Annotated in this window: 27 protein-coding genes; 4 read left to right on the forward strand and 23 right to left on the reverse strand. The window is 63.7% G+C overall.

Features of this window, described 5'->3' with window-relative positions:
- Positions 1–50: 50 nt before the first annotated feature.
- From AYX22_RS13365 to AYX22_RS13385, 5 genes are all read right to left on the reverse strand, one after another.
- On the reverse strand, positions 51–3,080 hold the full coding sequence (locus tag AYX22_RS13365; protein ID WP_207593874.1) for an SMC family ATPase: 3,030 nt from the start codon (positions 3,078–3,080) through the stop codon (positions 51–53).
- Complete coding sequence (locus tag AYX22_RS13370) at positions 3,077–4,249, reverse strand: exonuclease SbcCD subunit D (RefSeq protein WP_207593875.1); 1,173 nt, start codon at positions 4,247–4,249, stop codon at positions 3,077–3,079. Before AYX22_RS13370 ends, AYX22_RS13365 begins: the two co-directional genes overlap by 4 nt.
- A 71-nt stretch (positions 4,250–4,320) precedes the next feature.
- On the reverse strand, positions 4,321–5,370 hold the full coding sequence (locus tag AYX22_RS13375) for an aquaporin (protein WP_242703333.1): 1,050 nt from the start codon (positions 5,368–5,370) through the stop codon (positions 4,321–4,323).
- 87 nt (positions 5,371–5,457) lie between these two features.
- Entirely contained in the window at positions 5,458–5,808 is a 351-nt protein-coding gene (locus AYX22_RS13380; protein WP_242703334.1) for a DUF202 domain-containing protein, read from the reverse strand.
- A gap of 13 nt (positions 5,809–5,821) precedes the next feature.
- Positions 5,822–6,178, reverse strand: a complete 357-nt coding sequence (locus tag AYX22_RS13385; protein ID WP_207593876.1) for a DUF202 domain-containing protein — start codon at positions 6,176–6,178, stop codon at positions 5,822–5,824.
- Between the two features lie 82 nt (positions 6,179–6,260).
- Here AYX22_RS13385 and AYX22_RS13390 point away from each other — a divergent pair, with 82 nt between their 5' ends.
- On the forward strand, positions 6,261–7,331 hold the full coding sequence (locus AYX22_RS13390) for an ADP-ribosylglycohydrolase family protein (protein WP_207593877.1): 1,071 nt from the start codon (positions 6,261–6,263) through the stop codon (positions 7,329–7,331).
- Positions 7,332–7,337: 6 nt separating this feature from the next.
- On the opposite strand, the gene AYX22_RS13395 is transcribed toward AYX22_RS13390, so the two are convergent.
- The 5 genes from AYX22_RS13395 to AYX22_RS13415 form a co-directional block, all read right to left on the reverse strand.
- Positions 7,338–7,901, reverse strand: a complete 564-nt coding sequence (locus AYX22_RS13395) for a DUF4395 domain-containing protein (RefSeq protein WP_207593878.1) — start codon at positions 7,899–7,901, stop codon at positions 7,338–7,340.
- A 66-nt stretch (positions 7,902–7,967) separates the two neighbouring features.
- A complete protein-coding gene (locus AYX22_RS13400) occupies positions 7,968–8,978 on the reverse strand; it encodes an exonuclease domain-containing protein (protein ID WP_207593879.1) in 1,011 nt (336 codons plus the stop codon).
- Between the two features lie 95 nt (positions 8,979–9,073).
- Complete coding sequence (locus AYX22_RS13405) at positions 9,074–9,760, reverse strand: hypothetical protein (protein WP_207593880.1); 687 nt, start codon at positions 9,758–9,760, stop codon at positions 9,074–9,076.
- Positions 9,757–10,689: an ABC transporter ATP-binding protein gene (locus tag AYX22_RS13410; protein WP_207593881.1), complete on the reverse strand. Its 933-nt coding sequence runs from the start codon at positions 10,687–10,689 to the stop codon at positions 9,757–9,759. The genes AYX22_RS13405 and AYX22_RS13410 overlap by 4 nt, the downstream gene beginning before the upstream one ends.
- The gene (locus AYX22_RS13415) at positions 10,686–11,087 is read right to left on the reverse strand and encodes a GntR family transcriptional regulator (RefSeq protein ID WP_207593882.1); all 402 of its coding nucleotides are present in this window, start codon (positions 11,085–11,087) and stop codon (positions 10,686–10,688) included. Before AYX22_RS13415 ends, AYX22_RS13410 begins: the two co-directional genes overlap by 4 nt.
- 131 nt (positions 11,088–11,218) lie before the next feature.
- Between AYX22_RS13415 and AYX22_RS13420 the strand changes: the two genes are divergently transcribed.
- Positions 11,219–11,980, forward strand: coding sequence for a VTT domain-containing protein (locus tag AYX22_RS13420; RefSeq protein ID WP_198318480.1), 762 nt, complete (start codon positions 11,219–11,221; stop codon positions 11,978–11,980).
- A 66-nt stretch (positions 11,981–12,046) separates the two neighbouring features.
- Here the strand turns inward: AYX22_RS13420 and rdgB are convergent, their stop codons facing one another.
- From rdgB to clpS, 6 genes are all read right to left on the reverse strand, one after another.
- A complete protein-coding gene (rdgB, locus tag AYX22_RS13425) occupies positions 12,047–12,709 on the reverse strand; it encodes an RdgB/HAM1 family non-canonical purine NTP pyrophosphatase (protein WP_207593883.1) in 663 nt (220 codons plus the stop codon).
- Positions 12,706–13,464 carry a ribonuclease PH gene (gene rph, locus AYX22_RS13430; protein WP_011775233.1) on the reverse strand — a complete coding sequence of 253 codons (759 nt, stop codon included), beginning with the start codon at positions 13,462–13,464 and terminating at the stop codon, positions 12,706–12,708. Before rph ends, rdgB begins: the two co-directional genes overlap by 4 nt.
- Positions 13,465–13,512: 48 nt before the next feature.
- Positions 13,513–14,310, reverse strand: coding sequence for an MBL fold metallo-hydrolase (locus AYX22_RS13435; RefSeq protein WP_207593884.1), 798 nt, complete (start codon positions 14,308–14,310; stop codon positions 13,513–13,515).
- Entirely contained in the window at positions 14,307–15,377 is a 1,071-nt protein-coding gene (gene murI / locus AYX22_RS13440; protein WP_207593885.1) for a glutamate racemase, read from the reverse strand. Before murI ends, AYX22_RS13435 begins: the two co-directional genes overlap by 4 nt.
- A gap of 64 nt (positions 15,378–15,441) precedes the next feature.
- Positions 15,442–16,008, reverse strand: a complete 567-nt coding sequence (locus AYX22_RS13445; RefSeq protein WP_207593886.1) for a DUF2017 domain-containing protein — start codon at positions 16,006–16,008, stop codon at positions 15,442–15,444.
- Positions 16,001–16,363: an ATP-dependent Clp protease adapter ClpS gene (gene clpS / locus AYX22_RS13450; protein ID WP_207593887.1), complete on the reverse strand. Its 363-nt coding sequence runs from the start codon at positions 16,361–16,363 to the stop codon at positions 16,001–16,003. Before clpS ends, AYX22_RS13445 begins: the two co-directional genes overlap by 8 nt.
- 37 nt (positions 16,364–16,400) lie before the next feature.
- Here clpS and AYX22_RS13455 point away from each other — a divergent pair, with 37 nt between their 5' ends.
- Both AYX22_RS13455 and AYX22_RS13460 read left to right on the forward strand, forming a co-directional pair.
- Positions 16,401–17,729 (forward strand): nicotinate phosphoribosyltransferase, encoded by a 1,329-nt coding sequence (locus tag AYX22_RS13455; RefSeq protein ID WP_207593888.1) that lies wholly within the window; start codon positions 16,401–16,403, stop codon positions 17,727–17,729.
- Positions 17,729–18,355, forward strand: a complete 627-nt coding sequence (locus tag AYX22_RS13460) for an isochorismatase family protein (protein WP_207593889.1) — start codon at positions 17,729–17,731, stop codon at positions 18,353–18,355. Before AYX22_RS13455 ends, AYX22_RS13460 begins: the two co-directional genes overlap by 1 nt.
- An 84-nt stretch (positions 18,356–18,439) precedes the next feature.
- Here the strand turns inward: AYX22_RS13460 and AYX22_RS13465 are convergent, their stop codons facing one another.
- The 7 genes from AYX22_RS13465 to AYX22_RS13495 all read right to left on the reverse strand — a co-directional run bounded on the left by AYX22_RS13465 (position 18,440) and on the right by AYX22_RS13495 (position 26,143).
- On the reverse strand, positions 18,440–20,215 hold the full coding sequence (locus tag AYX22_RS13465; protein ID WP_089595518.1) for a DEAD/DEAH box helicase: 1,776 nt from the start codon (positions 20,213–20,215) through the stop codon (positions 18,440–18,442).
- A 109-nt stretch (positions 20,216–20,324) separates the two neighbouring features.
- Positions 20,325–20,663, reverse strand: coding sequence for a DUF3039 domain-containing protein (locus AYX22_RS13470; RefSeq protein WP_089595519.1), 339 nt, complete (start codon positions 20,661–20,663; stop codon positions 20,325–20,327).
- Between the two features lie 8 nt (positions 20,664–20,671).
- Entirely contained in the window at positions 20,672–21,454 is a 783-nt protein-coding gene (gene nagB, locus AYX22_RS13475; RefSeq protein WP_089595520.1) for a glucosamine-6-phosphate deaminase, read from the reverse strand.
- 87 nt (positions 21,455–21,541) lie between these two features.
- Entirely contained in the window at positions 21,542–23,113 is a 1,572-nt protein-coding gene (locus AYX22_RS13480; protein WP_207593890.1) for a transporter, read from the reverse strand.
- Positions 23,095–23,988, reverse strand: a complete 894-nt coding sequence (locus AYX22_RS13485) for an ABC transporter ATP-binding protein (protein WP_207593891.1) — start codon at positions 23,986–23,988, stop codon at positions 23,095–23,097. Before AYX22_RS13485 ends, AYX22_RS13480 begins: the two co-directional genes overlap by 19 nt.
- Before the next feature lie 41 nt (positions 23,989–24,029).
- Entirely contained in the window at positions 24,030–25,130 is a 1,101-nt protein-coding gene (locus AYX22_RS13490) for an NADH:flavin oxidoreductase/NADH oxidase (protein WP_207593892.1), read from the reverse strand.
- Entirely contained in the window at positions 25,130–26,143 is a 1,014-nt protein-coding gene (locus tag AYX22_RS13495; protein ID WP_207593893.1) for a tetratricopeptide repeat protein, read from the reverse strand. Before AYX22_RS13495 ends, AYX22_RS13490 begins: the two co-directional genes overlap by 1 nt.
- Between the last annotated feature and the right edge of the window lie 37 nt (positions 26,144–26,180).

A 26,180-nucleotide genomic window follows, 5' to 3' on the forward strand; every position in this document is an offset into this window, starting at 1 on the left:
CGGTGTAACGGGTTAAGTCTATCGGATATGTTCCCAGCAGGAAGTATGGCCTAGGCAGGAACCAATTCGGCGATTCGCACGGTGGATCCGTGGCGGCCCTTTACCACCTGCACCTGGCTGGTGATCCGTTGTTTCATCTCGGCAACATGGCTGACCAAGCCAACTACCCTGCCGCCGTCGCGCAGTCCTTCCAGAGCATCCATCACTTGCTCCAGTGCTTGCTCGTCGAGGCTTCCAAAACCCTCGTCGACGAACAGTGTCTCGATGTCCACGCCACCAGCCTCTTGCTGGACAACATCGGCCAGGCCAAGCGCCAGGGACAACGAGGCCATGAAGGATTCGCCACCGGACAAGGTGGAGGTGTCCCGGCGCTGGCCGGTCCACTCGTCCACCACTTCCAGCCCCAGCCCGGACTTTGCACCCCGCGCTGCTTTGGCATCCGTATGCTGCAAGGTATAGCGGCCATCACTCATGGCAACGAGCCGCTCGGAGGCGGCGATGGCTACCTGTTCCAGCCGGCCGGCCAAAACGTACGTGTTCAGGCTCATCCGGTAACTGTTATCACCGGATCCCCTCACGGTGTCCGCCAACTCTGCCAGAAGCCGTGCCTTGTTCCGCGGCTCCTTGCCGGCGTCAGCGAGTTCAAGGTAGGCCTTCCGAAAACGAGACACAGCTTCGGACGACTTTCCAGCCAGGCCCGCAGCCAGAGCTGCGGCACGGGCCTTGTCCGCAGCATCCGCTGCCAGCAGTTTTACCCCGGCAAGTTCGGTCTCCGGCAGCGGAAGCTCGCCAATACTCACTTCCTTGGCTGCCAGAACCAGGTCCTCGCCGGCAAACAGTTCATCGAGGCGGGAAGATTCAGCGTCGAAATCGGCCAGGTCCTTCTCAAGACCTACAACATCGGCGGGCGGCAGGAGTTCACGACGCGCTTCTTCGGCAGATCCGAATCCGGATTCCGGCAGGACCCGGCCGAGAGAGGCGATGGCATCTTCCTGTGCCTGCACGGCACTTTCGACGTTGCGTTCGGCATCAGTTGCTGCCTGCAGCAGTGTGCGCTCGGCGGACAAGGCGTCCAACCTTTCACGCAGGCTCGGAAAGCCGCCCCTCAAACCAGCCAGTTCCTTCTCCAGGTCAGCATGCTGTTCCTCCAGCAGGGACACCTCCGAAGACGCCTGGACTGCATTGGCCAGGGACCCGGACAGTTCTTCCTCCACGAGGTCGATGCGTTGGGCAAGGGATTGCTGCCGGCTGCGCAGCGTCTCCAAGGACGCTGCTGCCTTGCGGGCCGCAGAGAGAGCCTGCTGGGCATCCGCACGCTTGGACTCAGCCTCAGCCGCATCCGCAGACCCTCCTTGGGCCTTCAGCCCGGCGAGAACCTGGGCCGCCTCGGAGACTTGCCCTGCGAGCTCTCCCACGGCTCTCTCAGTGGCGTCGAAACGCTCCTTCAGCTCTTCCTCTTCCTGGGCAAGGGAGAGGGCTGATCGTACTGCGGCAGCTGGATTCGGGTGGTCTTCGCTGCCACACACCGCACACGGTACGCCGTCTTCCAAGGCCGCAGCCAGTTCCCCAGCTGCATTGGCGAGGCGCAGCTCCCGGATGTCGAGCCACTGCTGGCGGACGTCCTGCGACGCCGACCGTGCTTGGAGATGCTTTCCGGTGATGTCCTCCAGGTCATCGGCGGCAGCCGCATACCGACCCACGATCCCTACCAACTCGGTGGCCGCGGCAGCCTCCCTTTCAAGCTCCGACAGCTTCTCAGCAACGGGTTCCAGGGGCCCGATGTGCGACTCCACTGTGGCAACCTCTTCACGGAGCTTTTCCAACGCGGAGCGCGCCGCTTCCGATGCTGCGGCATGTTCAGCCGACTCGGCGCGTTTGGCCACCATGCGTGTTGCCAATCCGTCCAATCGCTGCTCATCGGGAAGACGAGCCTCCAGCACAGCGCAGCTTGCCTTGACGACCTCCAGGGAAGCGGTGGGGTTCACAGGGTTCACGCCTGCTTCGTCCATTGTCGAGCGAATCCCGGCTGCGAGGGCTGTAGCGGCCTGGAGCTTGCGCGCTGCGGCATCAACGGCTTCCAGTTGGCCGCTGAGCACGGCGGCGCGGCGATGCCGGCTAAGCCTCTCCCTGTTCTCATGTGCACGGGGGGCAGCCAGCTCCAGCAGGATCCGCCGCTGCATTGCGGCGCCAAGACGCCCGTGACGCAACGCTTTCTCCTGGGCTTCCTGGAATTTCCCGGCGAGTCGGGCCGCCGCGGACTCCGCTTCCGTGGCCTCGTCCTGACGACGCTGCCACACGGCAACTACCTCGGCTTCCGCCTCGGCAAGCCATTCCTCGGGCTCTTGTCCTGCCGTGATGGTGGCCGCGGTGCCTGCTGAATCCCCTGGTGCGGCTTGGTGATCGTCCAGTTGCTGACGCTCCGCGGCAACCCTGTCCAGCAGCATGGTCAGTTCCGCCGTATTCTCCTGCACTGCGCCGGCCGCGACGGCAGCTTGCTGGGCGAGGTGGCGTTCGACGGATTCGAAACGTTGCGTGCCGAAGAGTTTCTGCAGGAGTTCCAGGCGGTCGCCTGCCTTGGATCTGAGGAAGGCGGCAAAGTCACCCTGTGGCAGCATAACCACCCTTGTGAATTGCTCCCGGTCCATTCCCAGGACGTCGGAGAGTTCAGCTCCTACCTCGTCATTCCTGGAGGACTTCTCTTCCCAGGTTCCATTCACCCGTTCCCGGAGGAGGGTCTTGGCCTGCTGCGTGGTGAAGCCATTGCGCCCACGGGCACTGGGACGATCCCATGCGGGCGAGCGCGTCACTTCGAAACGACGTCCCCGGGCCGAGAACTCGCACACCACGCGTGGTTCAGCACCGGGCGCCGCGTGATCGCTGCGGAGCCGTTTGCCTTCCTGACGGGCGCCTGGAACGGACCCGTACAGGGCAAAGCAGATGGCATCCAGGATGCTGGTCTTCCCGGCCCCGGTGGCGCCGTTGAGGAGGAACAGTCCCTGCGCACTGAGTTGGTCGAAGTCGATGTGCTGGGGCGTGGCGAACGGGCCAAACGCTTCGATATCCAAGCGGTGGATTCTCACAGCTCCGCCTCTTCCAACCGGACAGCTTCAAGGGCCTCTTTCAATGCGGCTTCTTCGGCATCTCCGGAACCGCGGCCCCGGACATGTTCCAGGAAGCCGCAGCAAACGTCGAGGTCATCTTCGGCCTCGGCGAGCCGGCTGCTGTAGCTCGTCCCGGCCCGGGACTCACCGCCTTCGGGGTCGAAGGCAAGGACCAGTGTGTCGGGGAAGCGGCTGCGCACCCTGTCCATCGCCTGGGCAGGCCGCACGGCATCCGTCAACGTGATCTGGCAGTAAGCACCTTCCGCCCAGGCATGTTCCCCGGATGCCAGCAGTTCCTCCAGCGGGCCGCGCAGCATGGCCAGTGGTTTGGGCGACCCCCACAGGACCTCTTCGACTCCGACGGCGCCGCCTGGGCCGATGTCCACGAGCCAGGCACCCTTATGGTGCTTGGCTTCGGAGAAGGAATAGGCCAGCGGCGAGCCGGAGTAGCGGACGTTGGGAGCCAGCTCCTGGCGCCCGTGGAGGTGGCCCAATGCGGTGTAGGCGAAGTCCTCGAAGAGATCCAACGGCACGGCTCCCAGTCCACCGATACTGAGGTCTCTCTCACTGTCCGAGGAAATGCCTCCGCTGGCGAAAGTGTGCGCAAGGACTACTGGGTAAACAGGTCCGGCTTCCCGACGGTGCCCGACATCGCGCCGAATCCGTTCCACAGCCGCCAAAGTGACGTCGAAGTGGTTGGCGGTATCGACGCCCATGCGCTCGGCCACCAGCCGGGGCTCAAGATAGGGAATGCCGTAGATGGCGACATCCCCATTGCTGCGGTCCGATCCCAGCGGAAAAACCACAGGTTCGTCCAGGTCCTCCACCCGGGTCCGTAAGTGCACTCCCCCGCGCTCCAACAGCCGGGAGGCAAAGCCCAGCCGGATGGCGGAGTCGTGGTTGCCGCTGGTCAAGACAACGGCGGCGCCTGCCTGGGTGATCCGGACAAGCGCATCATCGAGGAGTTTCACCACGTCCAGGCCCGGCAAAGCGCGGTCATACACGTCGCCGGCTATCAGGACGACGTCAACGGACCTGGCTTCGACAACCGATACCAACTGGTCCACGAAATCGCGCTGGGCTTCGAGCATGCCTACGCCGTGAAATGATCGGCCAAGGTGCCAATCCGAAGTGTGAAGTAACCGCATATTCCCAAGTTAACCGGGTGTACCGACAATAAAGCGCAGGCAAGCCGACCGCCGTCGATCCTGTCTGGTTGCTAGCCCTTTTTGCCGTCGAAGAAGTCGCGGGCGTCATCGTCGGCGGCCGCAGCAGGTGCTGGTGCAGGGTTGACGGTGTCCTTCTTCGCAGAAGCCTGCTGCTCCTTGGCGCCACTGGTTCCGGCGCCGACCTCAGTGAGGTCGTGATCGGCGTCGAAGGCAGCATTGACGTCGTCATCATGGGCGGCCTGGAAGTCCGCCGACCCGGCACCGTTGCCTTCCGCAAGACCCTGGAAGCCACGGAAGACCAGCCCGGCCAGCGCCGCGCCCAACAGCGGTGCCACCCAGAAGAGCCACAGTCCTTCGATGGCCCAGGAAGAGCTGAAGAATGCCTGTGCCGTGGCCCGCGCAGGGTTGAAGGGAAGGTTGCCCAGAACCTGGCCGAACTGAAGCAGCACAACCATGGCCAGGCCCACAGCGAAGGGAGCCAGGGCGGGAACCGCCCTGCGGCCGGCCGTCGCCCCCAGGAAGACTGCAACGAGCAGGGCAGCACCAAGGATTTCAACCATCAGGACCCCAGCCATCTGCGTTTGGGCTGCAGCATGTTCACCGTAGCCCGGCGCCACAACGTCAAAGGCGGCGCGGGCGTCCTTCAGCACGGGGACTGTGGTGACCACAAAGTAGATCAGCGCGGCACCAACAACGCTGCCGATGAGCTGCGCCGCCAGGTAGGCCACGGCGGCTACTGCCCGGATCCGACCGGCAATCAGGTTGCCCAGGGTGATGGCCGGGTTGAAGTGCCCACCGGACACATGCCCGAACGCCAGCATGGCCACTGTCACGGTGAGCCCGGCGGCGAGGGCCACGGGTACGGGCGCCCCGCTGGGGTTGGAGAAAATCCCGACACCCACCGCCACGACCACAATGAACATCGATCCCAAAGCTTCAGCCGACAACCGGGCAGTGAGCCCCGGCTGGTGTTCGGGTGTGGCCTGTACAGGAGAGGTCATGTCGAAGGTGTCCTTACGGTTGATCTGGATGCTGGCCTTGCTGGCCCCGCAGCGTGCTGCAGGCTCTGATGTACTGCTGACGGCTGCCCGGAGCGTCAAGGGCGTTGGCAAGCCTGGCCGGAAGCCGATGGCCCTTGAGCATTGTCCCAGCCGAGTCTGGGCAGTTGCTGAATCCCGCCTCCGAGCTTATCCGCCCAAGGCTATGGCCGCGATCGCCGTACCGCCAAGGCCCATCACGGCCACGGTGCTGACCAGTACCAGCCGCGCGGAAGCAGCGTTGGTTCCGGCCTGGAGCTGGCGTGAGCGAACCCACACCGCCGAGGCCAGGACGATGGTGGCGGCGGCCGCCACGAGGGCGCAGATGCCCTGGTAGTCAAGTCCAGGGAGCCCGGCGGCGGCGCTGGCGGTGGATGGCTCGGACGTCAGCCAACTCCGCCAAATGAACAGGTCAACGACCACCAACGAAATCAAGGTCCTGCGCCAGGCCAGGGTTGTTCGCTCCGGTTGGAGACCGGGATCGCGGACTTCCACACTCACAAGATGTCCTTATTCACCGGGCAACCAGGATCAGCACCGCGAAGGCGAAGGCTGCCAAAGCCACCACGATGGTCATGAACATCATCACGCGGGAGAACGGAAGGGCTTGGTCGTTGCGCATTGCCGCTTCCATCTGCCCCCACCGGCGGTAGGACAAGGCGGCCAAACCCGCTCCAACCAGCGCCAGCAAGACGCAGAGGACCAGTCGAACGGGGGTCGGCGCGATGTTGGGAGCCAACTGGTCAACAGCCACCGCCCCGGCAAGCAGGGCCAGCGAGGTGCGGATCCACGCAAGGAAGGTACGTTCGTTGGCAAGCGAGAACCTGTAATCAGGTGTCTTGCCGGTCCGTCGCCAAGCAGGTTCACGCACGCAGTCTCTCCAGGGTTTCATCGGTGCCGGGCAGCTTCCCCACCATACCAGCGGGCGTTCGCGGGCACGGTAAGTTACTGGCATGAGTGTTGAACCTTCTTCCCCTGTTGCGCCATCCTTCGAATCCCGTGTCCACGGCTCACTTTTGGGTGGAGCCCTGGGCGATTCCCTTGGTTACGCCGTGGAGTTCGATTCCATCGCAGCGATCCGCGCGCACTATGGTGCTGCCGGGCTGACCGGGTTTGGCCAGCTCGGGGACGCGAGCCACTTTTCAGACGACACCCAGATGACGCTGTACACCGTTGACGGTCTGGTGGAAGCCCTCGAATGGGCGAACGACGGTGTGGCAGCTGACGAGATCGCCTGCCTGTGGCTCGCCTACCTGCGGTGGCTCAAAACCCAGGACGTCGCTGTCGCCTCTTCCGCCCCTGTACCCCAGCCCCGGTGGATCGACGCCCAGGAAGTGCTCCGGCACCGCAGGGCACCGGGAAACGCGTGCCTGAGCGGCCTGGCAACCGGTCAGATGGGCACGGTCGCTCGCCCGGTCAATCCCGACTCCAAGGGATGCGGTACGGTGATGCGCTCGGCTCCCTTCGGACTGATTCCGCACATCTCACGGGAGGCCGTCTACAAGCTGAGCTCCGATGCCGCATCCCTGACGCATGGGCACCCTTCGGCCCGCCTCAGTGCGGCGGCTTTCAGTTTGCTGATCCATCACATCGTGGCCGGACACGACGTCCGCAGCGCTGCCAACGAGGCACTCGACTACGTGAACGGTGTTCCCACCAAGGCCCCGGAACTTGGCGAAAGGCTGGAAGCCGCCTTGCAGTTGTCTCAGCAGTCCAACGCCCTGAGCCCCGAAGACCTGACCGCAGCGCTCGGCGAGGGCTGGATCGCAGAGGAGGCACTCGCCGTCGGGCTCTACTCCGTTTTGGCCACGAGCGGCAGTTCGCCGGCGGACCATTTCCGCAACGCGATCGCAGTTGCCATCAACCACAGCGGCGACAGTGACTCCACTGGATCCATCGCCGGCAACATCCTGGGTGCCTTCTACGGTGAAGAATGCCTCCCAGGCGCCTGGCTTGAGGCTTTGGAAGCACCCGAGGTCATCCGCGGCATGGCGGGAAGGCTCCTCGCCGTCACCACTGGCTGACGGGTACTACGTGGTGCTGCGCAGCGTGATGTTGTGGCAGGCCTCGCAAATTTCGGCCGGAATGAGGCCACGGCGCTGCAGTAAGCCGAAGATCGCGCAGCCGAGGCAAAATCCGACGAACGCTTCCAAGGACGCCGCTACGATCAGAAGCGCCAGAAGGAGCCACGCGGCCGGCTCGTAGCCGATGAAGAAGAGAACGACGGCGGCACTCGTCAACGCGGCACCGATGCCTTGCGCGAAACGCTTGGGCGGACCGGCCACCAGCTTGGCGTGTCCGATCCGTGGTGCCAGAACCTTGACAGACAGCAGCGCCAACGGAGAGATCCGGGGACCAAACAGGACGCGGAGCCAGAAGCCGGCGGCAATAATCACCAAACCCCAGCCCCAGCCGGTCAGCAGGGTTGCGACGGCCAGGACCACTACCAACCCGGCCGTGATGCGGGCGGCGTATTCGTTCACGGGGTTGGGAAACGCGAAAACAGCCCGCCAACCAACCGCAGGGCGCGCAGGACGATCATGAACATCGGCTTGCCGGCGAACCGGTGCTGGAGGAAGTGCGGGCTTGGCCATGCCCCAAGGCTAGGAGCGGATCTCCCCCAGCGGGAAGCATTGTTGCGCAGTATGACCCTTTGCGGGTCAGGCACCGCCCACCATTTGCAGGAACTCGCCCTCGGACACAACCTCGATCTGCTGGCCTTTGGCATGCAGTTCCAGGACCCGCTTGGCTTTGCCAGTGAGTCGTCCGGCGCGAAGGTCGCCTGCCACAAAGCCATCGCCAACTATGAGCACGGTGGTCCTTGCCGTCACCCGGCTTTCGGGGCGTGCTCCCATGTCCGCGGCCCGCGATTTGGCTTCCGGCCGCGTGATCGCGAGATCACCCGTGAAAACCACTGTCTGCCCGAACAAAGGATGCCCCGGCTCCGCGGCGGGATTGGGCAGGGGGTTGGGCCCTTCCTCAGGCCAGGCCGACCATCCACTGGGGCCGCCAACGGCTCGTTCCAGGGCACCCTCTGCCGCACCTCGCGTTGTGGCCGCGAGCGCGGAGAGGGTCGCTTTGGAAAGGCCCTGCGCTGGGTCGAACGCCGGCTGCTGGGGGAGGTTAAGACCCAGGGAAAGGTAGAGCTCGGCGATGCTGTTGGCGTTGTTCCGCCGGGCGATGTCCACCAGGATACCGGCGCAGGCCCGGGCGTCCTCGGCGGCATCGTGATGGTTGACCAGGGGCACGCCGGCCTCCTCCGCGGCATACGGTAAGGAGTTTGACACCAGCGAGTAGCAGCGCCGGGACAGCATCACCGTGCAGACGTAGTCGTAGGCCGGTCCGGCCAGGCCTGATACTTCAAGACCGGAACGTATGACCCCGAGGTCGAAGGCTGCATTGTGCGCGGCCAGGACGTCGCCACCTATGAAGGCGCCGATTTCCGGGAAGAGTTCACCGAACCGCGGGCGGCCGGCAACGTCCTCGGCGCGGATGCCGTGGATGCGGGTGTTGTGGAACTCGAAGTGGTCGTGGTTCTCCGGTGGGCGCATCAGCCAGGACGCTTCCTCCACTACAACCCCGCCACGGACTTTGCTGAGGCCTACCGAACAGGGCGATCCCCGGAAGCCGTTGGCTGTTTCAAAGTCGATCGCCGTAAAGTCCAATGCCACTGGACAAGGTTACAGCCGAAAAAGGCCGCCCTTCCCGATTTCCGCGGTGGGGCGGCCCTTCCGGCCTGCATTGTGGTCAACGCTACATTCGGTGCCTACGGAGTGGCCCTGCGCAGGGTTGTGTAGGAACCTGCCGCGAGGACGACGCACAGGAGCGCAGCCCATCCGCTGATGGTGAGCGGCGTCTGCTGGGCGAACCAGTTTCCTATCACTCCCCACCACTGAAGCAAGGTGGACAAGGCGGCTATACCAATCAGGACCAGCCCGGTTCCAAGGGTTGAGATCAAGGTCCCGGTTGTCCCCCAGCGCTTGAAGATGGTGGCGAACCAGAATCCGATGATGAACATGAACATCATCACTATGAAGAAGAACGCTGCGGTGGAGTACCACGGCCCGTCCGTAACCCACGGGATCTTGAAGAAGTATCCGTACACACCCCAACCGTTGGTGGCCGCTTCAATGACGCCGCCCAGAAGGTACAGCCCCGTCATCCCGAGGGCAATGAGGGAAAAGAGCCCCAACGTTCCCAGGTAGAAGGCCTTGCGGCTGATGCTCAGGCCCTGGGAGAAGGGGAACACCAAGGTCATGCTTTGAATCCCCAGGACCAGGAAGTACCACAGGGGGGCCTGGCTTCCCCCGCCGTACTTGCCTTCCTGGACCGGGATCAGGGCAAAGATGGCCAGCGACATCAGGAAGGAGGCCGCAAGGATCGTCAGCGGCCAGCCGATATACGTCCACTTATTGATCAGCTGCATCCGGGCAACTGCTGCTGTCCTGCTCATCGCCTTGCCTCCATCGTGTTATCGGCGAAGTCTGCACTGCCTGTTCCTGTTGCTCCCGCCCCGGCCATGGTCTTGCGGACCACCAGTTGCTGCAGGGAAACGGGCGACAGTTCCAGGCCCAACTCCTGCGCTTCGGTTCGCTCGCGGCTGCTGAGGGCCTCATCCACCGTCACGGAAGCCAGGGACCCCAGCGTCTCGCGGTGCAGGATCCTGCGGCCGGCCAAAAATACGTCCACCTTGTCCGCGGATCCCGAAACGGTGACGGCCGAACCACGGATCTCGTCGGCATCTGCGTCCATGATGATCCGGCCCCGGTCGATGACCACCACATGCTCCAGCAGGTTGGCCACCTCGTCGATCAGGTGGGAGGACAGGATGATGGTGCGCGGGTGCTCTGCGTAGTCCTCCACCAGGCGGTCGTAGAACAACTGGCGGGCGACGGCGTCGAGCCCCAGGTATGGCTCGTCGAAGAACGTCAGTTCCGCGCGCGAGGCCAGGCCTATGATGACGCCAACGGCGGACAACTGACCCCGTGAGAGCTTCTTGATCCGACGCTTGACGGGAAGTTGGAAGTCCCCGGCCAACCGGTCGGCGAAGTCCTGGTCCCAGTTCTTGTAAAACAGGGCTGCGGATCGGAAGGCGTGCTGGGGCTGGAAGTCATCCGGATATTTCTGTGACTCCCGGATGAAACAGAGCCGGGACAGCACGGCATCGTTCTCATAAGCGCTGGCCCCAAAGACCAGCGCTTCGCCTGAGGTCGCGAAAGCCTGGGCGGTGAGGATGGACATCAATGTGGTCTTGCCCGCGCCGTTGCGTCCGAGCAATCCGTAGATGCGGTTTGCGGAGAGTCGGAGGTTGACGTTGTCCAGCGCGTTGAGGTCTTTGTAGTGCTTGATCAGGTTACGGGCCTCGACGATGGTGTCGTTCACAGGGCCGCGCTCCTTTCCTTGTCTGTCCCGGATTCCGGGGCAAGCCCGGAGCTGCGTTCAATCATGGTGTTCAGCTGCTCCGCCGAAATGCCCAACTTCCGGGCTTCCAGCACCAGCGGCTTGACGTACTGCTCCACAAACTCTTCGGTGCGGCGCGCGATCAACTGGGCGCGGGCTCCCGTGGCAACAAACATCCCTATCCCCCTGCGTTTGTAGAGAATTCCTGAATCCACCAGCACATTGACACCCTTGGCAGCGGTAGCCGGGTTGATGCGATGGAAAGCGGCAAACTCATTGGTGGAGGGCACCTGGGATTCCTCGGCCATGGTGCCGTCCACGATTCCGTTCTCGATGAGTTCGGCGATCTGCAGGAAGATCGGCTTGGTGTCATCGATCACGAGCACCTCCGCCTCACTGGTTCATTACTCATGTAACTAACCATACAAGCAGCGAAGCAAGAGTCAAGGGTTCTCCCCCGAAAATCACGACGACGGCCGTCAAGTAGGCTTGATGGGTGATCTTTTCTGCGATAAACGACCTTGCCGTATCCACTTTCGGGGGCGCGGGACCGGTTCAGCCCTCCATGGCTTCGTTCCTGCCGGACTGGTTGAACCCCGACGTGTTCCTCCGCGACTCACCGCTGGGACCGTGGGTGGTCCTCCTGGTCTGCGCCATTGTTTTTGCAGAAACAGGCCTCCTGGTGGGCTTCTTCCTGCCGGGTGATTCGATGCTGTTCACGGCGGGACTGCTGGTCTCCACCGGCGCCATCGAATTCAACCTGTGGGCCATGTGCGGCATGATCATCGTGGCTGCCATCATTGGCAACCAGACCGGCTATCTCATTGGATCGAAGGCCGGCCCGGCCATCTTCAACAAGCCGGATTCACGGCTTTTCAAGAAGGAAAATGTGGAGAGCGCCCATGCGTTCTTCGAAAAGCACGGTGGCAAGGCGCTGATCCTCGCGCGCTTCGTTCCCATCATCCGCACTTTCGTGCCGGTGATCGTGGGCGTTGCACAGATGGATAAGCGCAAGTTCTTCCTCTTCAACGTCATCGGTGCCGTCCTCTGGGGCGGCGGCGTTACACTGCTCGGCGCATGGCTTGGCCAGTTCGAGTGGGTCGGAAACAACATCGACATCATCTTCATTGTCATCGTCCTGATCTCGGTCATCCCGATCTTCATTGAAATCGGGCGTGGATTCGTGGCGAAGCGCAAGGCGGCAGCAGCAGGCACCGACCCCGTGGAAGAGTTCATCGAGGAACACGAGGGCGGCAAGCACGGCGAGCACTGAGGCTCACCGCTCAAGTACTGCAAAAGGCACCCCGCATCGCGGGGTGCCTTTTGCGTCAGGAAAACACTAGTTTGAGCCGGACTCGGACAACGCCTCCACAATTGCGGGAAGCAAAGCACGGAATGCCTGTCCGCGGTGGCTGATGGCGTTCTTCTCCCCAGAGCTCAGCTCGGCACAGCTGCGGTCCATCCCGGCCGGCTGCAGTACGGGGTCGTAGCCGAAGCCGCCTTCGCCGCGGGGTTCACGAAGGAGCGTGCCCTCCAGCTGGCCATACTCCACGGTCTCGCGGGCGATGCCATCGGGACCCGGCACAGCCAAAGCGGCAGCACAGACGAAGGCCGCTCCCCTGAACGAATCAGGAACATCGGAGAGCTGGGCCAGGAGCAGGTTCAGGTTGGCGGCATCGTCCCCGTGGGTTCCGGACCATCGGGCCGAGAAGATACCGGGAGCGCCGCCCAGGACATCAACAGCCAACCCGGAATCATCGGCAATGGCTATCAGACCTGTCGCCTCAGCCACGGCCCGGGCCTTGAGGAGTGAGTTCTCGGCAAACGTGACGCCGGTTTCCGCAACATCCGGGGCACCAGCCGCAGCAGCGTCCACCACCTGGGTATCGACGTCGAGCCCTGGAACCTGGCCCCTCAGCAGTTCGCGGAGTTCCTTCAGCTTGCCCTTGTTGTGGGTTGCCAGGACAAGCCGGGGCTCCGCCGTGGACCCTGTGGCGCTCACGGGGCCTCAGCCAGGGTTTCGCGCTGGATGGCGGACAGTTGCGTGGTGCCCAGCAAGGCGAGGTCAAGCAATGCGTTGAGCTCGTCGCGATCGAAGGGAGCACCTTCAGCCGTACCCTGGACTTCAACGAACTTCCCTGATCCGGTGACCACCACGTTCATGTCGGTCTCAGCGCGGACGTCCTCCACATAGGGCAGGTCAAGCATGGGAACGCCGTCGATGATCCCCACGGACACAGCTGCAATAGTGTCCACCAGCGGCTCGGCGTTGCGGGCGATGAGCTTGTTCTCGCGGGCGAAACGTATGGCTTCTGCAAGGGCAACGTAGGCGCCGGTGATCGCAGCGGTGCGGGTTCCGCCGTCGGCCTGCAGGACGTCACAGTCCAGGACGATCGTGTTTTCGCCGAGCGCCTTGGTGTCAATGATGGAGCGAAGGGAACGGCCGATCAGGCGTGAAATCTCATGGGTGCGTCCGCCGATCTTGCCCTTGACGGACTCACGGTCCGAGCGGGTGTTCGTGGCACGGGGAAGCATGGCGTACTCTGCGGTGACCCAGCCGCGGCCTTCACCCTTGAGCCAACGCGGCACGCCCTCCGTCAGCGAAGCTGTGCACAGGACCCGGGTGTTGCCGAACTCGATCAGTGCCGAACCTTCGGCCTGCTTGGACCAGCCGCGGGTGATGCTGATGGGACGCAGTTGGTCAGGTGTCCGGCCATCGGCGCGGATGACGGGTGTGGCTGTAGCTTCAGAAGTCATGGTTCAAGCTTAGCCAAGCCGGGGACACCTCCCGACGCCGCTCACGTGCTAGATCGTGTAGTGGACTCCAGCGACGGCGACGGCCACGTCACCGGCAAACACGGGTTTTGCTTCGGACAGCACTTTGGTTTGGGACGTCCACACGGGAATGTGGGTGAGTAGCAGCCTCTTGGCGGCCGCGTTGGTTGCTGCCTCGCCTGCCCTCTTGCCGGTGAGATGGACGTCCTTGATGTCATCGTCCCGGCCTTCCTCGAACGCTGCTTCACACAGGAACAGATCCGAGCCTTGGGCAGCATCTTCCAGCCCCTGGCACGAGTCGGTGTCACCGGAGTACGTCAGGATTTTGGTCACGGAGACGCCGTCCTTGCCAGGTTCGGTGGCCGTCACGCGCAACGCGTACGCCTCTTCCACCGGATGGTTGACGGCATACGGTGTCACCGTGAAAGGACCCACAGTGACAGGCCGGCGCTCGGCCCAGTGCGTGAAGTCGAATTCCTCATGCATGCCGGGATCCAGGTCCAGGCCATATGCCGTGGCCATCCGGTCCGCCGTAGCAGCAGGCCCCCACACCGGCAACCGGTCCCGTCCCCATCCGCCGGGCTTCCACCGGACAGCTACGTGGAGTCCGCAAAGGTCCATGCAATGGTCCGGATGAAGGTGGGTGAGGAAAATCGCGTCGATGTCTTCAAGGTCGGTGTACCGCTGGATCGCTCCCAGTGCCCCACTGCCGAGGTCCATGACGATCTTCCACTCACGTTCGCCGTCGTGCGCCGTCACCAAATAGCACGACGCCGGCGAGCCGGGACCGGGGAAGGAACCAGTGCAGCCCACGATGGTCAGCTTCACAGTCCACGCCCCAGGGGTGTGCCTGCAGTGCCGTTAAGGGCGCGGTCCGGCTGTACGAAATACGAGCGACGGGACAACCCTGTCCCTGACCGCGCGGCTTCCAGCATCTCGGGCGTGATGCGGGCCAGGCTGCCTGTGGGGTACTGCGCCGCTACATGGTCCACATGCTTCACGGAGAGCACTTCCGGCCCCAGGAAACGCCGGGCCAGTGTCTCGAATTGGGCGGCATCCCCGGTGGCAATGAACTCGTGGCTCGGCGTGGTGGACTCGGTGCGCTGGATGCCATGGGTAGCCAGGGCGCGATAAACGTCCTTGGCGGTCTCCTCGGCGCTGGAGACCAAGGTGACGTCCTCACCCATCACATAGGAGATGACACCGGTCAGCAGCGGGTAGTGGGTACATCCCAGAACCACGGTGTCCACACCGGCGTCCTTGAGCGGTTCCAAGTATTCGTTGGCGGCGGCGAGCAGGTCAGGGCCGGTGGTGATCCCGGCCTCCACAAAGTTCACGAACGCCGGGCATGCCACTGACGTGATGGTGAGGTCCGGGGCTGCAGCAAAGGTGTCCTCGTAGGCACGCGATCCCACGGTGGCCGAGGTTCCGATGACACCGATCCGGCCTGAACGCGTAGCCGAGACAGCCCGCCGTACGGCAGGCTGGATCACCTCGATGACCGGAATGCCATAGCGGGCCGTGTAGCGTTCCCGCGCGTCCCGCAGCACCGCCGCCGATGCTGAATTGCACGCGATGGTCAGCAACTTCACACCCGAGTCCACCAATTCATCCATGACGCCCAGGGCGTTGGCACGCACCTCGGCGATGGGAAGTGGACCATAGGGTCCGTTGGCCGTGTCACCGACGTAAAGGATCGATTCATTGGGGAGCTGATCGATGATGGACCGCGCGACGGTCAACCCGCCCACTCCTGAGTCGAAAATGCCGATCGGGCGCGTCCCGACAAGTTCCCCCGTAGTGATGGGGGCGTCACTGCCCAGGGCGCCGTTTGGTGAACCCGATGCTGAAGTCATAATTATTCGAGAATAAGGCTTCCCTTGGTGTGCGGCCATTACCTGTGGCCTCCGCCTCGTGTCTGATGTGTCACAAGGCGGGAGCAAGGCCCGGCCGTCCGGATCAGGATTTCGCCTGCCTTGCAGCCATCATGGCCTGCACCAGGGACTCCTGCAGCCACGTAGTGAAGTTGTAGACCAAGGCCAGGTAGCTCTCGACGTCCTCGGCCTGGCTCCAGTCCTGCATGCTGTGGATGTGTTCCGCGTCCGCTTCGTCCCGAATGTCCAGGCGTTCGGCCAGGACCAGGCGGACATCGTTCAACGCCATGGACCATCGGGTGGCGTCTTCCGGGGTCAGGACCAGCTCGTCTCTGTCCAGCCCCATGGCCGCGGCCCTGAGGGCGCCGATCTTGTTCTCCCGCACAGAGCGTTCGGTGAGTTGCCGGAACTCCAGCGAGCCGCCGTCGTCGTCCTTCATGACGTTGGGCAGAAGCCGCAGCAGGGCGCGGTCGCTGGGCTGTTTGACGTCCATGTCCAGCCCGATAAGTGCCGCCAACGGGTCTTCGTTCTGGCGTACGTCCTGCTCCAGCATGGAAATGACGTCGTCCAGCAATCCGCGCAGGAGGTCCCGCTCGGCGGGCTCGAGGAATCCGGTGATGCCCTTGAGCCCGTACTTGAATGCCTTAGCCACGCTGTCGGCCGCCCTTTCCGGGTGTTTCGTTGCCGCTCGCAGCCTTCTCCACCGTGGCCCACAGACCAAAACCGTGCATGGCCACCGCGTGCTGCTCCACTTGTTCCTTGCTGCCGTGGGCCACGATGGACCGGCCCTTCTTGTGGACCTCCAGCATGAGCTTGTGGGCTTTGGACTCGGAATAGCCGAAGTAACTCTGGAAAACAAAGCTCACGTAGCTCATCAGATTCACGGGATCATTCCAGATCACAAGGTTCCACGGGATATCAGGGGCTGTCAGGACATCGGTGGCGGACTGCTCTGCAGCTTTGGTCCGCTCATCAATGTCCGTGCCATACGCAACGCTAGGGCTCATCTGTCCATTCTATGGCGGCTCGCACTAGAGTGAATTCGTGAGTAGAGCCACGTCCTGGGATCATCCCGCAACTTCCTTGTACACAGACCACTACGAACTGACGATGCTTCAGGCCGCTTTGCATTCAGGCGCCGCGCATCGCCGTTCAGTCTTCGAAGCCTTCGCCCGGCGGCTGCCGGACGGACGGCGCTATGGCGTGGTGGGCGGCACCGGCCGCCTGCTGGAGGGGATCGCCGACTTCCGCTTCGGCGACGCCGAGCTCGCATTCCTTGAGCAGAACAAGGTGGTCAACCAGGAAACCCTGGACTATCTGGCCGACTACAAGTTCAGCGGCGACATCTGGGGTTACGCCGAAGGTGACGCCTATTTCCCCAACTCCCCCATCCTGATCGTGGAATCCACCTTCGCAGAAGCCTGCATCCTGGAGACCTACATCCTGTCCGTCCTCAACCACGACAGCGCCATTGCATCCGCCGCTTCACGCATGACCTCGGCTGCGGGCACCCGCCCGTGCATCGAGATGGGCTCCCGGCGGACCCAGGAGGAATCGGCGACGGCGGCCGCCCGCGCCGCTGTGATAGCCGGCTTCGCCAGCACCTCCAACCTGGAGGCCGGACGACGCTACGGCATCAAGACCGTGGGCACCGCGGCGCACTCCTTCACCCTCCTGCACGACACCGAGCGGGAGGCCTTCGAAGCGCAGATTGCGGCTTTCGGCCCCGGGACCTCATTGTTGGTGGACACCTACGACGTCGAGGCAGCGGTCCGCACTGCGGTGGAACTCGCCGGCGACAAACTCGGCGCCGTGCGCCTGGACTCGGGTGACCTGATTGCACAGGCCCAGTGGGTACGGCAGTTGCTCGACGACCTCGGCAACGTCAACACCAGGATCGTGGTGACTTCGGACCTCGACGAGTTCGCCATAGCCGCACTGCAGTCCGCCCCAGTGGACTCCTACGGCGTCGGCACCTCGTTGGTGACAGGCTCCGGCGCCCCCACGGCCAGCATGGTCTACAAGCTGGTCAGCCGCACCAACGATTCCGGTGATTTCATCTCCGTGGCCAAGGCCGCCAAGAACAAAACCAGCGTGGGCGGACGTAAATACGCCCTCCGCAAGCTCAATGAGCGAGGCCGCGCCACCCAGGAGGTCGTCGGCATCGGACACCGCCCCGAAGACGACGGCAACGACCGCGTGCTGCTTCACCAATTTGTCAAGAACGGCGAGGTATTGCCGGGCTGGACCGGCCCGGAGGGCGTCATTCGTGCCAAGGAACAGCACGCGGCCACCATGGCCGAACTGCCCGCCGTCGTAAACCGCCTCCAGCGCGGCGAGGCCGCCATCCCCACCGTCTACGAGGAGAACTGATGTCCCGCGCCCTGATCATCGTCGATGTCCAGAACGACTTCTGCGAGGGCGGCACGCTGGCCGTCGAAGGCGGTGCCGCCGTCGCCGGAGCCATCACCGAATACGTGGACGCCAACCAGCAGCACTTCGACCACATCGTGGCCACCCAGGATTGGCATATTGAACCGGGCGACCACTTCTCCGATGACCCCGACATGGTGGAGTCCTGGCCTCCGCACTGCCGTGCCCGGACCAAAGGTGCGGAGCTTCACGAAGACCTGGACCCCGAGTACATCCAGGCCTATTTCCGCAAAGGGCAATACACGGCGGCCTACTCCGGCTTTGAAGGTGTCCTCGCCCCCGAAGACGACGTTCCTACCGGAGACCTGAAAGCCGGGGCGGCCGTTGCCGAAGTCCTCGACGAGGATGCCATCGGCCTCGATGACTGGCTGCAAAGCCACGACGTCGAAGACGTGGTGGTGGTGGGCCTCGCCACCGACTACTGCGTCAAGTCAACAGCGCTCGATGCTGTGCAGGCCGGCTACAACACCACCGTCATCGCCGGGCTTACCGCCGGAATAGCCGACGACCTCACCGAGGCGCTGGACGAAATGGAAGCAGCCGGCGTCGACGTCGAACGTGACTGAAACTGACCTCACAGCGTGACAGCAGAAAGCCAGGGGGCGCCGCAACCGCGGCGCCCCCTGGCTTTTCTGCAGATGAAGGTCCGCCTATTTCCTGCCGATGAACCAATCCTGGAGCTTGCGCAGGCGGGCCTGCAACTGCTCCTCATTGGCCTGCGCCACCGCCGGGCCACCACACACCTCACGAAGTTTGGTGTGCACTACTCCGTGCGGGGTCCCGGTACGGGCAGCCCACGCAGCGACGTTCTTGGCCAACTCGTTCCGGAGATCCATGAGCATCCGGTGGTCAGGCACAGCGGGTGCAGCCGCAGCCGCCAGCGGTGACTGGCGTTTCTTACGCGACTGCTGATCGTGCTGGCGTTGACGCAGAAGTGTTCCCACTTGCTCGGCGTCGAGGAGCCCGGGAATACCCAGGAAGTCCAATTCATCATCGGAACCGATATCCGCTCCCGTGCCGAACTCGCCGCCATCGAAGAGGACGCGGTCAAACGACGCCTGGGAGTCCAGTGCTTCGAACTTGCCCTTGGTGAGCTCGTCTGATGCTTTGTCCTCACGGTTGGCCTCGGCCATGAGGTTCTCTTCGGGATTGAAGAGACCGTCCTCGTCCTTCTCCGGGCGGTCCAAAGCGTGATCACGCTCCGCCTCCATGGTGTTGGCGAGGATCATCAGCGGCGGCACGGACGGAAGGAAGACCGACGCCGTCTCGCCCCTCTTGCGGGCACGCACAAAACGTCCCACGGCCTGCGCGAAGAACAACGGCGTGGAGGTGGAGGTGGCGTAGACGCCGACCGACAGGCGCGGGACGTCAACGCCTTCGGACACCATGCGGACGGCCACCATCCAGCGCTGTTCTCCTGCGGAGAATTCCTCGATCTTGCTGGAGGCTTTGGAGTCATCCGAGAGAATCACCGTGGGCGACTGACCCGTGATTTTCTTGAGTTGGCCCGCGTAGGCGCGTGCGTCGTCGTGGTCCGTCGCGATGACCAGGCCGCCGGCGTCCGGCACCGTCCGCCTGACTTCGCTGAGGCGTTTGTCAGCAGCAGCCAGGACGGCGGGGATCCATTCACCGGTAGGGTTCAACGCCGTGCGCCATGCCTGCGACGTGATGTCCTTGGTGACCGCCGCTTCACCCAGCGAGGCCGCCATTTCGTCGCCGGCACTGGTGCGCCACCGCATCTGGCCCGAGTAGGCCATGAAGAGCACGGGGCGGACCACGTGGTCCCGCAGGGCATTGCCGTAGCCGTAGGTGTAATCGGCCTTGGAACGCCGGATGCCGTCCCTGTCCTCAGCGTATTCAACAAACGGAATGGGTGAGGTATCCGAGCGGAACGGAGTACCTGTCAGTGACAGGCGCCTTGCGGCCGGATCAAATGCCTCACGGAGGCCGTCGCCCCAAGAGAGCGCTTCACCGCCGTGGTGGATTTCGTCCAGGATCACCAACGTGCGCGCCGCTTCAGTCTTGGCCCGGTGCAGCATGGGCTTGCTCGCCACTTGCGCGTACGTGACGGCCACGCCAACGAAACCGCGACCGTGCTGGCCGTCGGAGTTCTTGAAGTTGGGATCGATCGCAATGCCCACCTTGGCGGCGGCATCAGCCCACTGCCGCTTCAAATGGTCCGTCGGGGCAACGATCGTGATCCGGTTGACCACGCCGCTGTCCAGCAGTGTGGTGGCAATGCGCAACGCGAAGGTGGTCTTACCGGCACCGGGCGTCGCCACGGCGAGGAAGTCCTTGGGGTTCCGGGTCATGTAGAGGTCAAGGGCCTCCTGCTGCCAGGCACGGAGCTTGGGCGCAGTTCCCCAGGCGGCCCGTTCCGGGTACGCCGGAGGAAGGGATGGACCGCCGAAAAGTGTTTCTGTCATGCTGGCTCCCCCGGCCTGATGGCAAAGACCATTACCTCCAGCCCGGCGGGAACGCCGGGCTGGAGGACACAGTAACGATCAGAAGGGACCTGTGTTCGCTTCCCACCCACTACTTGGAGTTGCCCGGGCCGCCGTTTTTTCCACCGTCGTTGCCGGGGCGGAGACCTTCATAGATTTCCTTGCACTCCGGGCAGACCGGGAACTTCTGGGGGTCCCGTCCGGGCGTCCAAACCTTGCCGCACAAGGCAATGACCGGCTCGCCGGTCAACGCCGACTCCATGATCTTTTCCTTGCGGACATAGTGGGAAAAACGCTCGCGGTCGCCGGGTTCCACTTCCTGGCGCGTTTCCTCGCGCTCAATGGTGGCAGTGGACGTTCCGGCTCCGGAAAGCTCGCGCATGGGGTCGTTTTCGAATGGATCCGGAGGAAGCGTAGTCATGCCAAACATCTTACCGTCTAGATCCCCTGCCACTCCGGCTTGTTGTCGTACGTGTGCCGATAGTAATCAGCCAACTTCAACGATGACGCGGCAGCCTCATCCACCAGGATTGTTGCGTGGGGGTGCATCTGGAGGATGGACGCGGCACAAATCGCGGCCACGGGTCCTTCCACGAAATCACGCACCGCCTGTGCCTTTTGGGCACCGGTTGCGACCAGCACCACATGCCGGGCATCCATAATGGTCCCCAGCCCCTGGGTCACTACGTGGTGGGGAACATCGTCGATGCTGTCGAAGAAGCGGGCGTTGTCCTTCCGGGTCTGCTCAATCAGTGTTTTGATCCGGGTCCGGGAGGCCAAGGATGATCCCGGCTCGTTGAAACCGATGTGACCGTCGGTGCCAACGCCCAGGATCTGGAGGTCCACACCCCCAACGGCCTTGATGGCATCCTCGTAGTCCTGGCAGGCTGCCTCCAGATCTTTGGCGGCACCGTCCGGACCGTGCACGTTCTCCGGCTTGATGTTCACCCGGTTGGTGAATTCGCGCCGGATCACCTCGCGATAGGACTCGGGGTGTCCGGCCTCGAGGCCAACATACTCGTCCAACGCGAACCCGTGAGCCTGGCTGAAGTCCAGCCCTCCGGCATCGTAGCGGCGCGCGAGTTCGTCATAGACAGGCAGCGGTGAGGACCCAGTAGCCAGGCCCAGCACAGCATTCGGCTTACGACGGACCAATGCTTCAATGGCATCGGCTGCAAGCGCACCGATCTGCTTGGTGCCAGGGAGAATGACAACTTCCATCGTCACGGCCTTTCTTGGTAACGGACTTTGAGCTATCTGACAGAGACGTTATCCCATGTCCCATCTATGGGCATGGTTGTTACGCGGCTAACGGTTCACACTGAGCTGCGCGAACATTTCCGGACCCCGCGCGTCCAACCATTTTCCACCGAGGCGGATGCCCACGATGAAAAGGATGACACCCAGAACAGGACCTGCCACCAAATTGATCCAGCCAGCCTCCGGCCCGCCGGTGAAAGCCTGGACTGCCACCAGCGCAAGTTCCGGAACCAGCAGGAGGGCCAGAAGGCCCATCCCCACCGCTTGGACGGCCAAAGTCTGGGCAACGTTTCCCGGCGGCTTCTTGAACGGGCTGTCGCCCGGCAAGGGAACGGCAATGTTGTAGCGGGCCGAAATGACTGAAGAAAGCCCCAGACCGGTGAAGAGAGTCCCGAGGGACAATCCCAGGAGGTTGGGCAGCCACTGCCACTCCCCCGTCACGAAGAGCGGCCCCACAGTGAAGAGCAGAACGATCGGAAGCGATATGGCCAGACAGGCCAAAGCCCGCCCCAGCCTGTCGTCGACTCCCCTGACGCCCGACGCGAGGTGGAGGGCAAAAGCAGTGTTGTCGTAAGAGACATCAGCGCAGATGGACCATGCCATAACGAAAGCGGTCAGCGGACCCAGAATCATGAGCAAGCCATAGCTGCCGCTCTGTGCGCCGCCGAAGTAGAACAACACAGGAAACATGGGAACAATCACCAGGGAAGCCGCATACCTCGGATCCTTCAACCAGTAGATCAGCGCCCTGGCAGCAACCGCGCCCGCCGGCGTCCCCGGGAGCAGGCCGAACAAGCCCAGCTTTCCGCCCTTCCTTGCAGTGCCTCCCGAGTATGCCGGCGTCACCAGCGCACGCTTCAGGAGCACATGCCAGCAAAGGAGGAGCACGGCAATGGTGGCCGCCGCGATCAGGAACTTCAGTCCAGCCGCAGCGGGATTACCAGAGTCGATGTCGCCGCCAAGGGACCAGGCCGCACCCAGGGGCGTCCACGACACCGTTCGGGCGAGCACCGGAAGGTAGTCGGCGCTGCCGCGGACACCATCCACCAAGCCCACCATCATGGGGCCCAACAGGATTAAGGGGATGAAGACAATGATGCTGCTGACGTCCTTGAAACGCCTCGAAGCCGCCAGGCCGGCTGTCGCCGTCGTGACCACTTTGGACAGCACGATGCACGTCAGCGCACCGAGGACGGCCCCCAGCAAGGCGCCGGTGACCGCCGGAACACTGCGCCACCAGGTTCCGACGGTTCCCAGAGCAGCAATCAAGGTAGCCAGGCCGGGAATGCCGATGAAGCCCGCAAGGGCAAGGCCCGTCAACAGTTGTTTGGAAGGTATGGCGAAGGTGGTGAACCGCGCGGGGTCCAGGGTCATGTCCGCCGCCGAAGCAACAAGCGGGATGATGGCCCACCCAAGGATTGTCGCCGCTCCACCCAATACCACTACGGTGTGGGCGATCTCCGGATCAGCCAACCGCAGTGCTATGAGGCCTCCAACCAGGAGGACCAGCAATCCCAACGCATACAGGAGCCCCAGGGCCATGCCCACCAGCTGCCACGGGCTGCGCTTGAACCCATTAAGGAGCAGGCGCCACTTGAGGCTTAGAAGGTGCGCAACCATTCCAGGCCCTCCGTCCGGTGTCCGCCGCCCACCAACTGGACGAAGCGTTCCTCCAACGTCGAGCCATCGCGGACCTCGTCCACGGAGCCCGCTGCCAGAACTCGTCCACCAGCCACCACTGCAACGTGGCTGCACATGCGCTGCACGAGGTCCATCACATGGCTGGAAACAATAACCGTACCTCCGGAGGCGACGTATCCCTCCAGGATGCCGCGGATGTTGGCAGCCGACACAGGGTCCACCGACTCAAACGGCTCGTCAAGGACAAGGAGACGCGGTGCATGGATGAGAGCGGAGGCCAAGGCGATCTTCTTGGTCATGCCGGCGGAGTAATCCACCACCAACGAACCGGCGTCGGCTTCAAGGTCAAGGGCCGCCAGCAACTCAGGAACCCGTGCACCAACAACGTCGCGGTCCATGCCGCGAAGGAGACCGGAATACGTCACCAGTTGCTCGCCCGTCAGCCTGTCAAAAAGGCGCACACCATCAGGCAGGACCCCCATGAGCTTCTTGGCCTCCAACGGGCGGGCCCATACGTCGACCCCATGGATCAAGGCTGTGCCAAAATCCGGCCTCAGCAGACCGGTGGCCATGGACAACGTGGTGGTCTTGCCTGCACCGTTGGGACCGACCATCCCGTAAAAGGATCCGGCAGGTACTTCCAGGCTGACGCCATCCACGGCGATCTTGTCGCCGAAGCGCTTGGCCAGGCCACGGATGGACAAAGCAGCCCGGGGCGCTGAAGCAGTCGGCGCCCCGGAGGCCTGGGTTGCGGGGGTCTGTCCAGGGACCTGTGGCGGTGCGGGGAATTGTGGAGTCGGGGCATCCTGAGGTGGAGCGGACGTGGGCGTGGGTTCATGGCGTGGTTCCGTCATGTGACCAGCCTAACCTCGTCGCAGCGGAGCCGGATCCGGTTCTAGAAGCCGTGGCGGGGGACGGCCCGCTGGTATTGCGGAACCCAGGGGATGTCATGGCCGAGTTCGTACGCAGCCCTCAGCCACCAATGGGGATCGCGCAGGGCCGCCCGTGCCATGAACACGCCATCCGCCCTGCCGTTGGCAACGATGTCCTCGGCCTGTGCAGCACTGGTGAGGAGCCCCACCGCACCAGTGGGGACACCGGCGTCGCGCCTTATCTGTTCGGCGAACCCGGCCTGGTAGCCAGGCACGGCCCTGATTTTCTGGTGCGCCACAGCGCCGCCGGAAGAGACATCCACGAGGTCGACGCCGCGACCGGCAGCAGCGCGGGCCAGGCGGACTGATGCCTCAGCGTCCACTCCCCCGTCAGCCCAATCGGTAGCGGAGATCCTCAACAGGAGCGGCATGGAGTCCGGGATGACGTCGCGGACCGCGTCCACCACAGTGAGCATGAGCTTGTTCCGCCCCTCCTCGTTTCCACCCCACCTGTCCGTCCGGGTGTTGATGAGGGGGCTTTGGAACTGGTGCAACAGATATCCGTGGGCGCCGTGGATCTCCACGGTGTCGAAACCGGCAGCAACGGCCCGTGAGGCCGCGGCGGCAAAGTCGTCCACCACGGCAAGGATGTCCTCTTCGCTCATGGCAGCCGGCGCGGCATAGCCGTCAAACGGCTGGGTGGCAGGTCCAACGGTGCCCCACCCGCCGTCGGACGACGGCACGGAACCTGACTGATGAGCGAACGGCCAGTACGTCGAAGCCTTGCGCCCTGCATGGGCCAGCTGCGCGCCGATCCGGCACTCCACTGCGCCATGCCGGTGGACAAAATCGACAATGCGTTCCCAGCCCGCAGCCTGCTCATCGGAGTAAAGTCCGGCGTCCAACGGGCTGATCCTGCCCACAGCGTTCACCGCCGCGGCCTCACTCATGATCAAGGCGGCTCCACCTGCGGCGAAAGAACCGAGGTGCATCAAATGCCAGTCGTTGGGGACGCCTTCTCCGGTCCCGGGATGACAGCTGTACTGGCACATGGGCGAGACCCATCCCCGGTGCGGGATGGTCAGTGAACGCAGCTGCAGCGGGGAAAACAACGCGGAAGGCACTAGAAAAGAACCCTCGCGAGTCCCTGACGGGCCTTGGCTACCCTCTCGTCCGATGTTCCGACGACCTCGAAAAGCTCGAGGAGCCGTACGCGCGCGGTCTCGCGTTCAGGACCGAAATTCCTGCCGATGAACGTAATGATGCGGCTGAAGGCGTCCTCGATGTGTCCCCCGGAAACGTCAAGGTCTGCAACGCCCAACTGGGCGTCCAGGTTGTCCGGTTCCCGGGCGGCAAGGTCACGGAGGCTCTCTGCCTCCGGAGCGGAAAGGTTCTCCAACCGGGCCATGAGTTCAACCTGGGCAAGTCCGGCTTTGGCGTCAGCGTCGGCTGGCTGTTCAAGGAGGGCTTGCTTGTAGGACGCAGCTGCTCCGGCGTAGTCACCGGCCTCGATCGCGTCGATGGCGGCCTGGTGCAGGGGCGGGAGGGGCTCAGGCCCGGCGTCTTCACCCTGGGCTGCGGCGTCCCCGATGCTACCGGTGACCCCGTTGGCGGCAGCTACCTTGAGGAGTTCGTCCACCAGGTCCTTGATCTGCGCGTCAGCGGCAGGACCTTGGAAAAGAGGAACCGGCTGGCCTTTCACCACGGCCACCGCCGTGGGGACAGCCTGCACCTGGAAAGCCTGGGCCAGCTGCGGGAAGGCGTCGACGTCGGCCGCGGCAAGAACCAACCGCCCGGCGTAACTCGCCACCACGCGCTCAGCGGAGTCAAGGACTGCGGGTGATTCCGGTGCATAGCGCGACCAGAGAAGGAAGAGAACAGGAACCTGCGCAGACAGCTGCACCAGATCCTGGAAGTTTGTTTCGGTGGCATCCACGCGAAGGGGTGCCCTGCCGGCGCCACCATTGGTTTCATCACCGTTGGGGGTGCCGCCGTCGCGCGCAGCACCGTCCGCGGAAGCGGAGGCTGGCGGCGCGGGAGGTGCGGCCGGGCGGCGCAGTGACGAGAGGTCAACGGCGCCGCGAAGGTTGAGCTGGCTGGCAGCGGCTGGAGTGGGTCGGTATCCGGGCGAACTCATACCATCCACTCTAGCCGCTGCCCTGCAGCGGAATTGC

Origin of the sequence: Arthrobacter sp. D5-1 (genome assembly GCF_017357425.1) — a bacterium.
Lineage (GTDB): Bacteria > Actinomycetota > Actinomycetes > Actinomycetales > Micrococcaceae > Arthrobacter.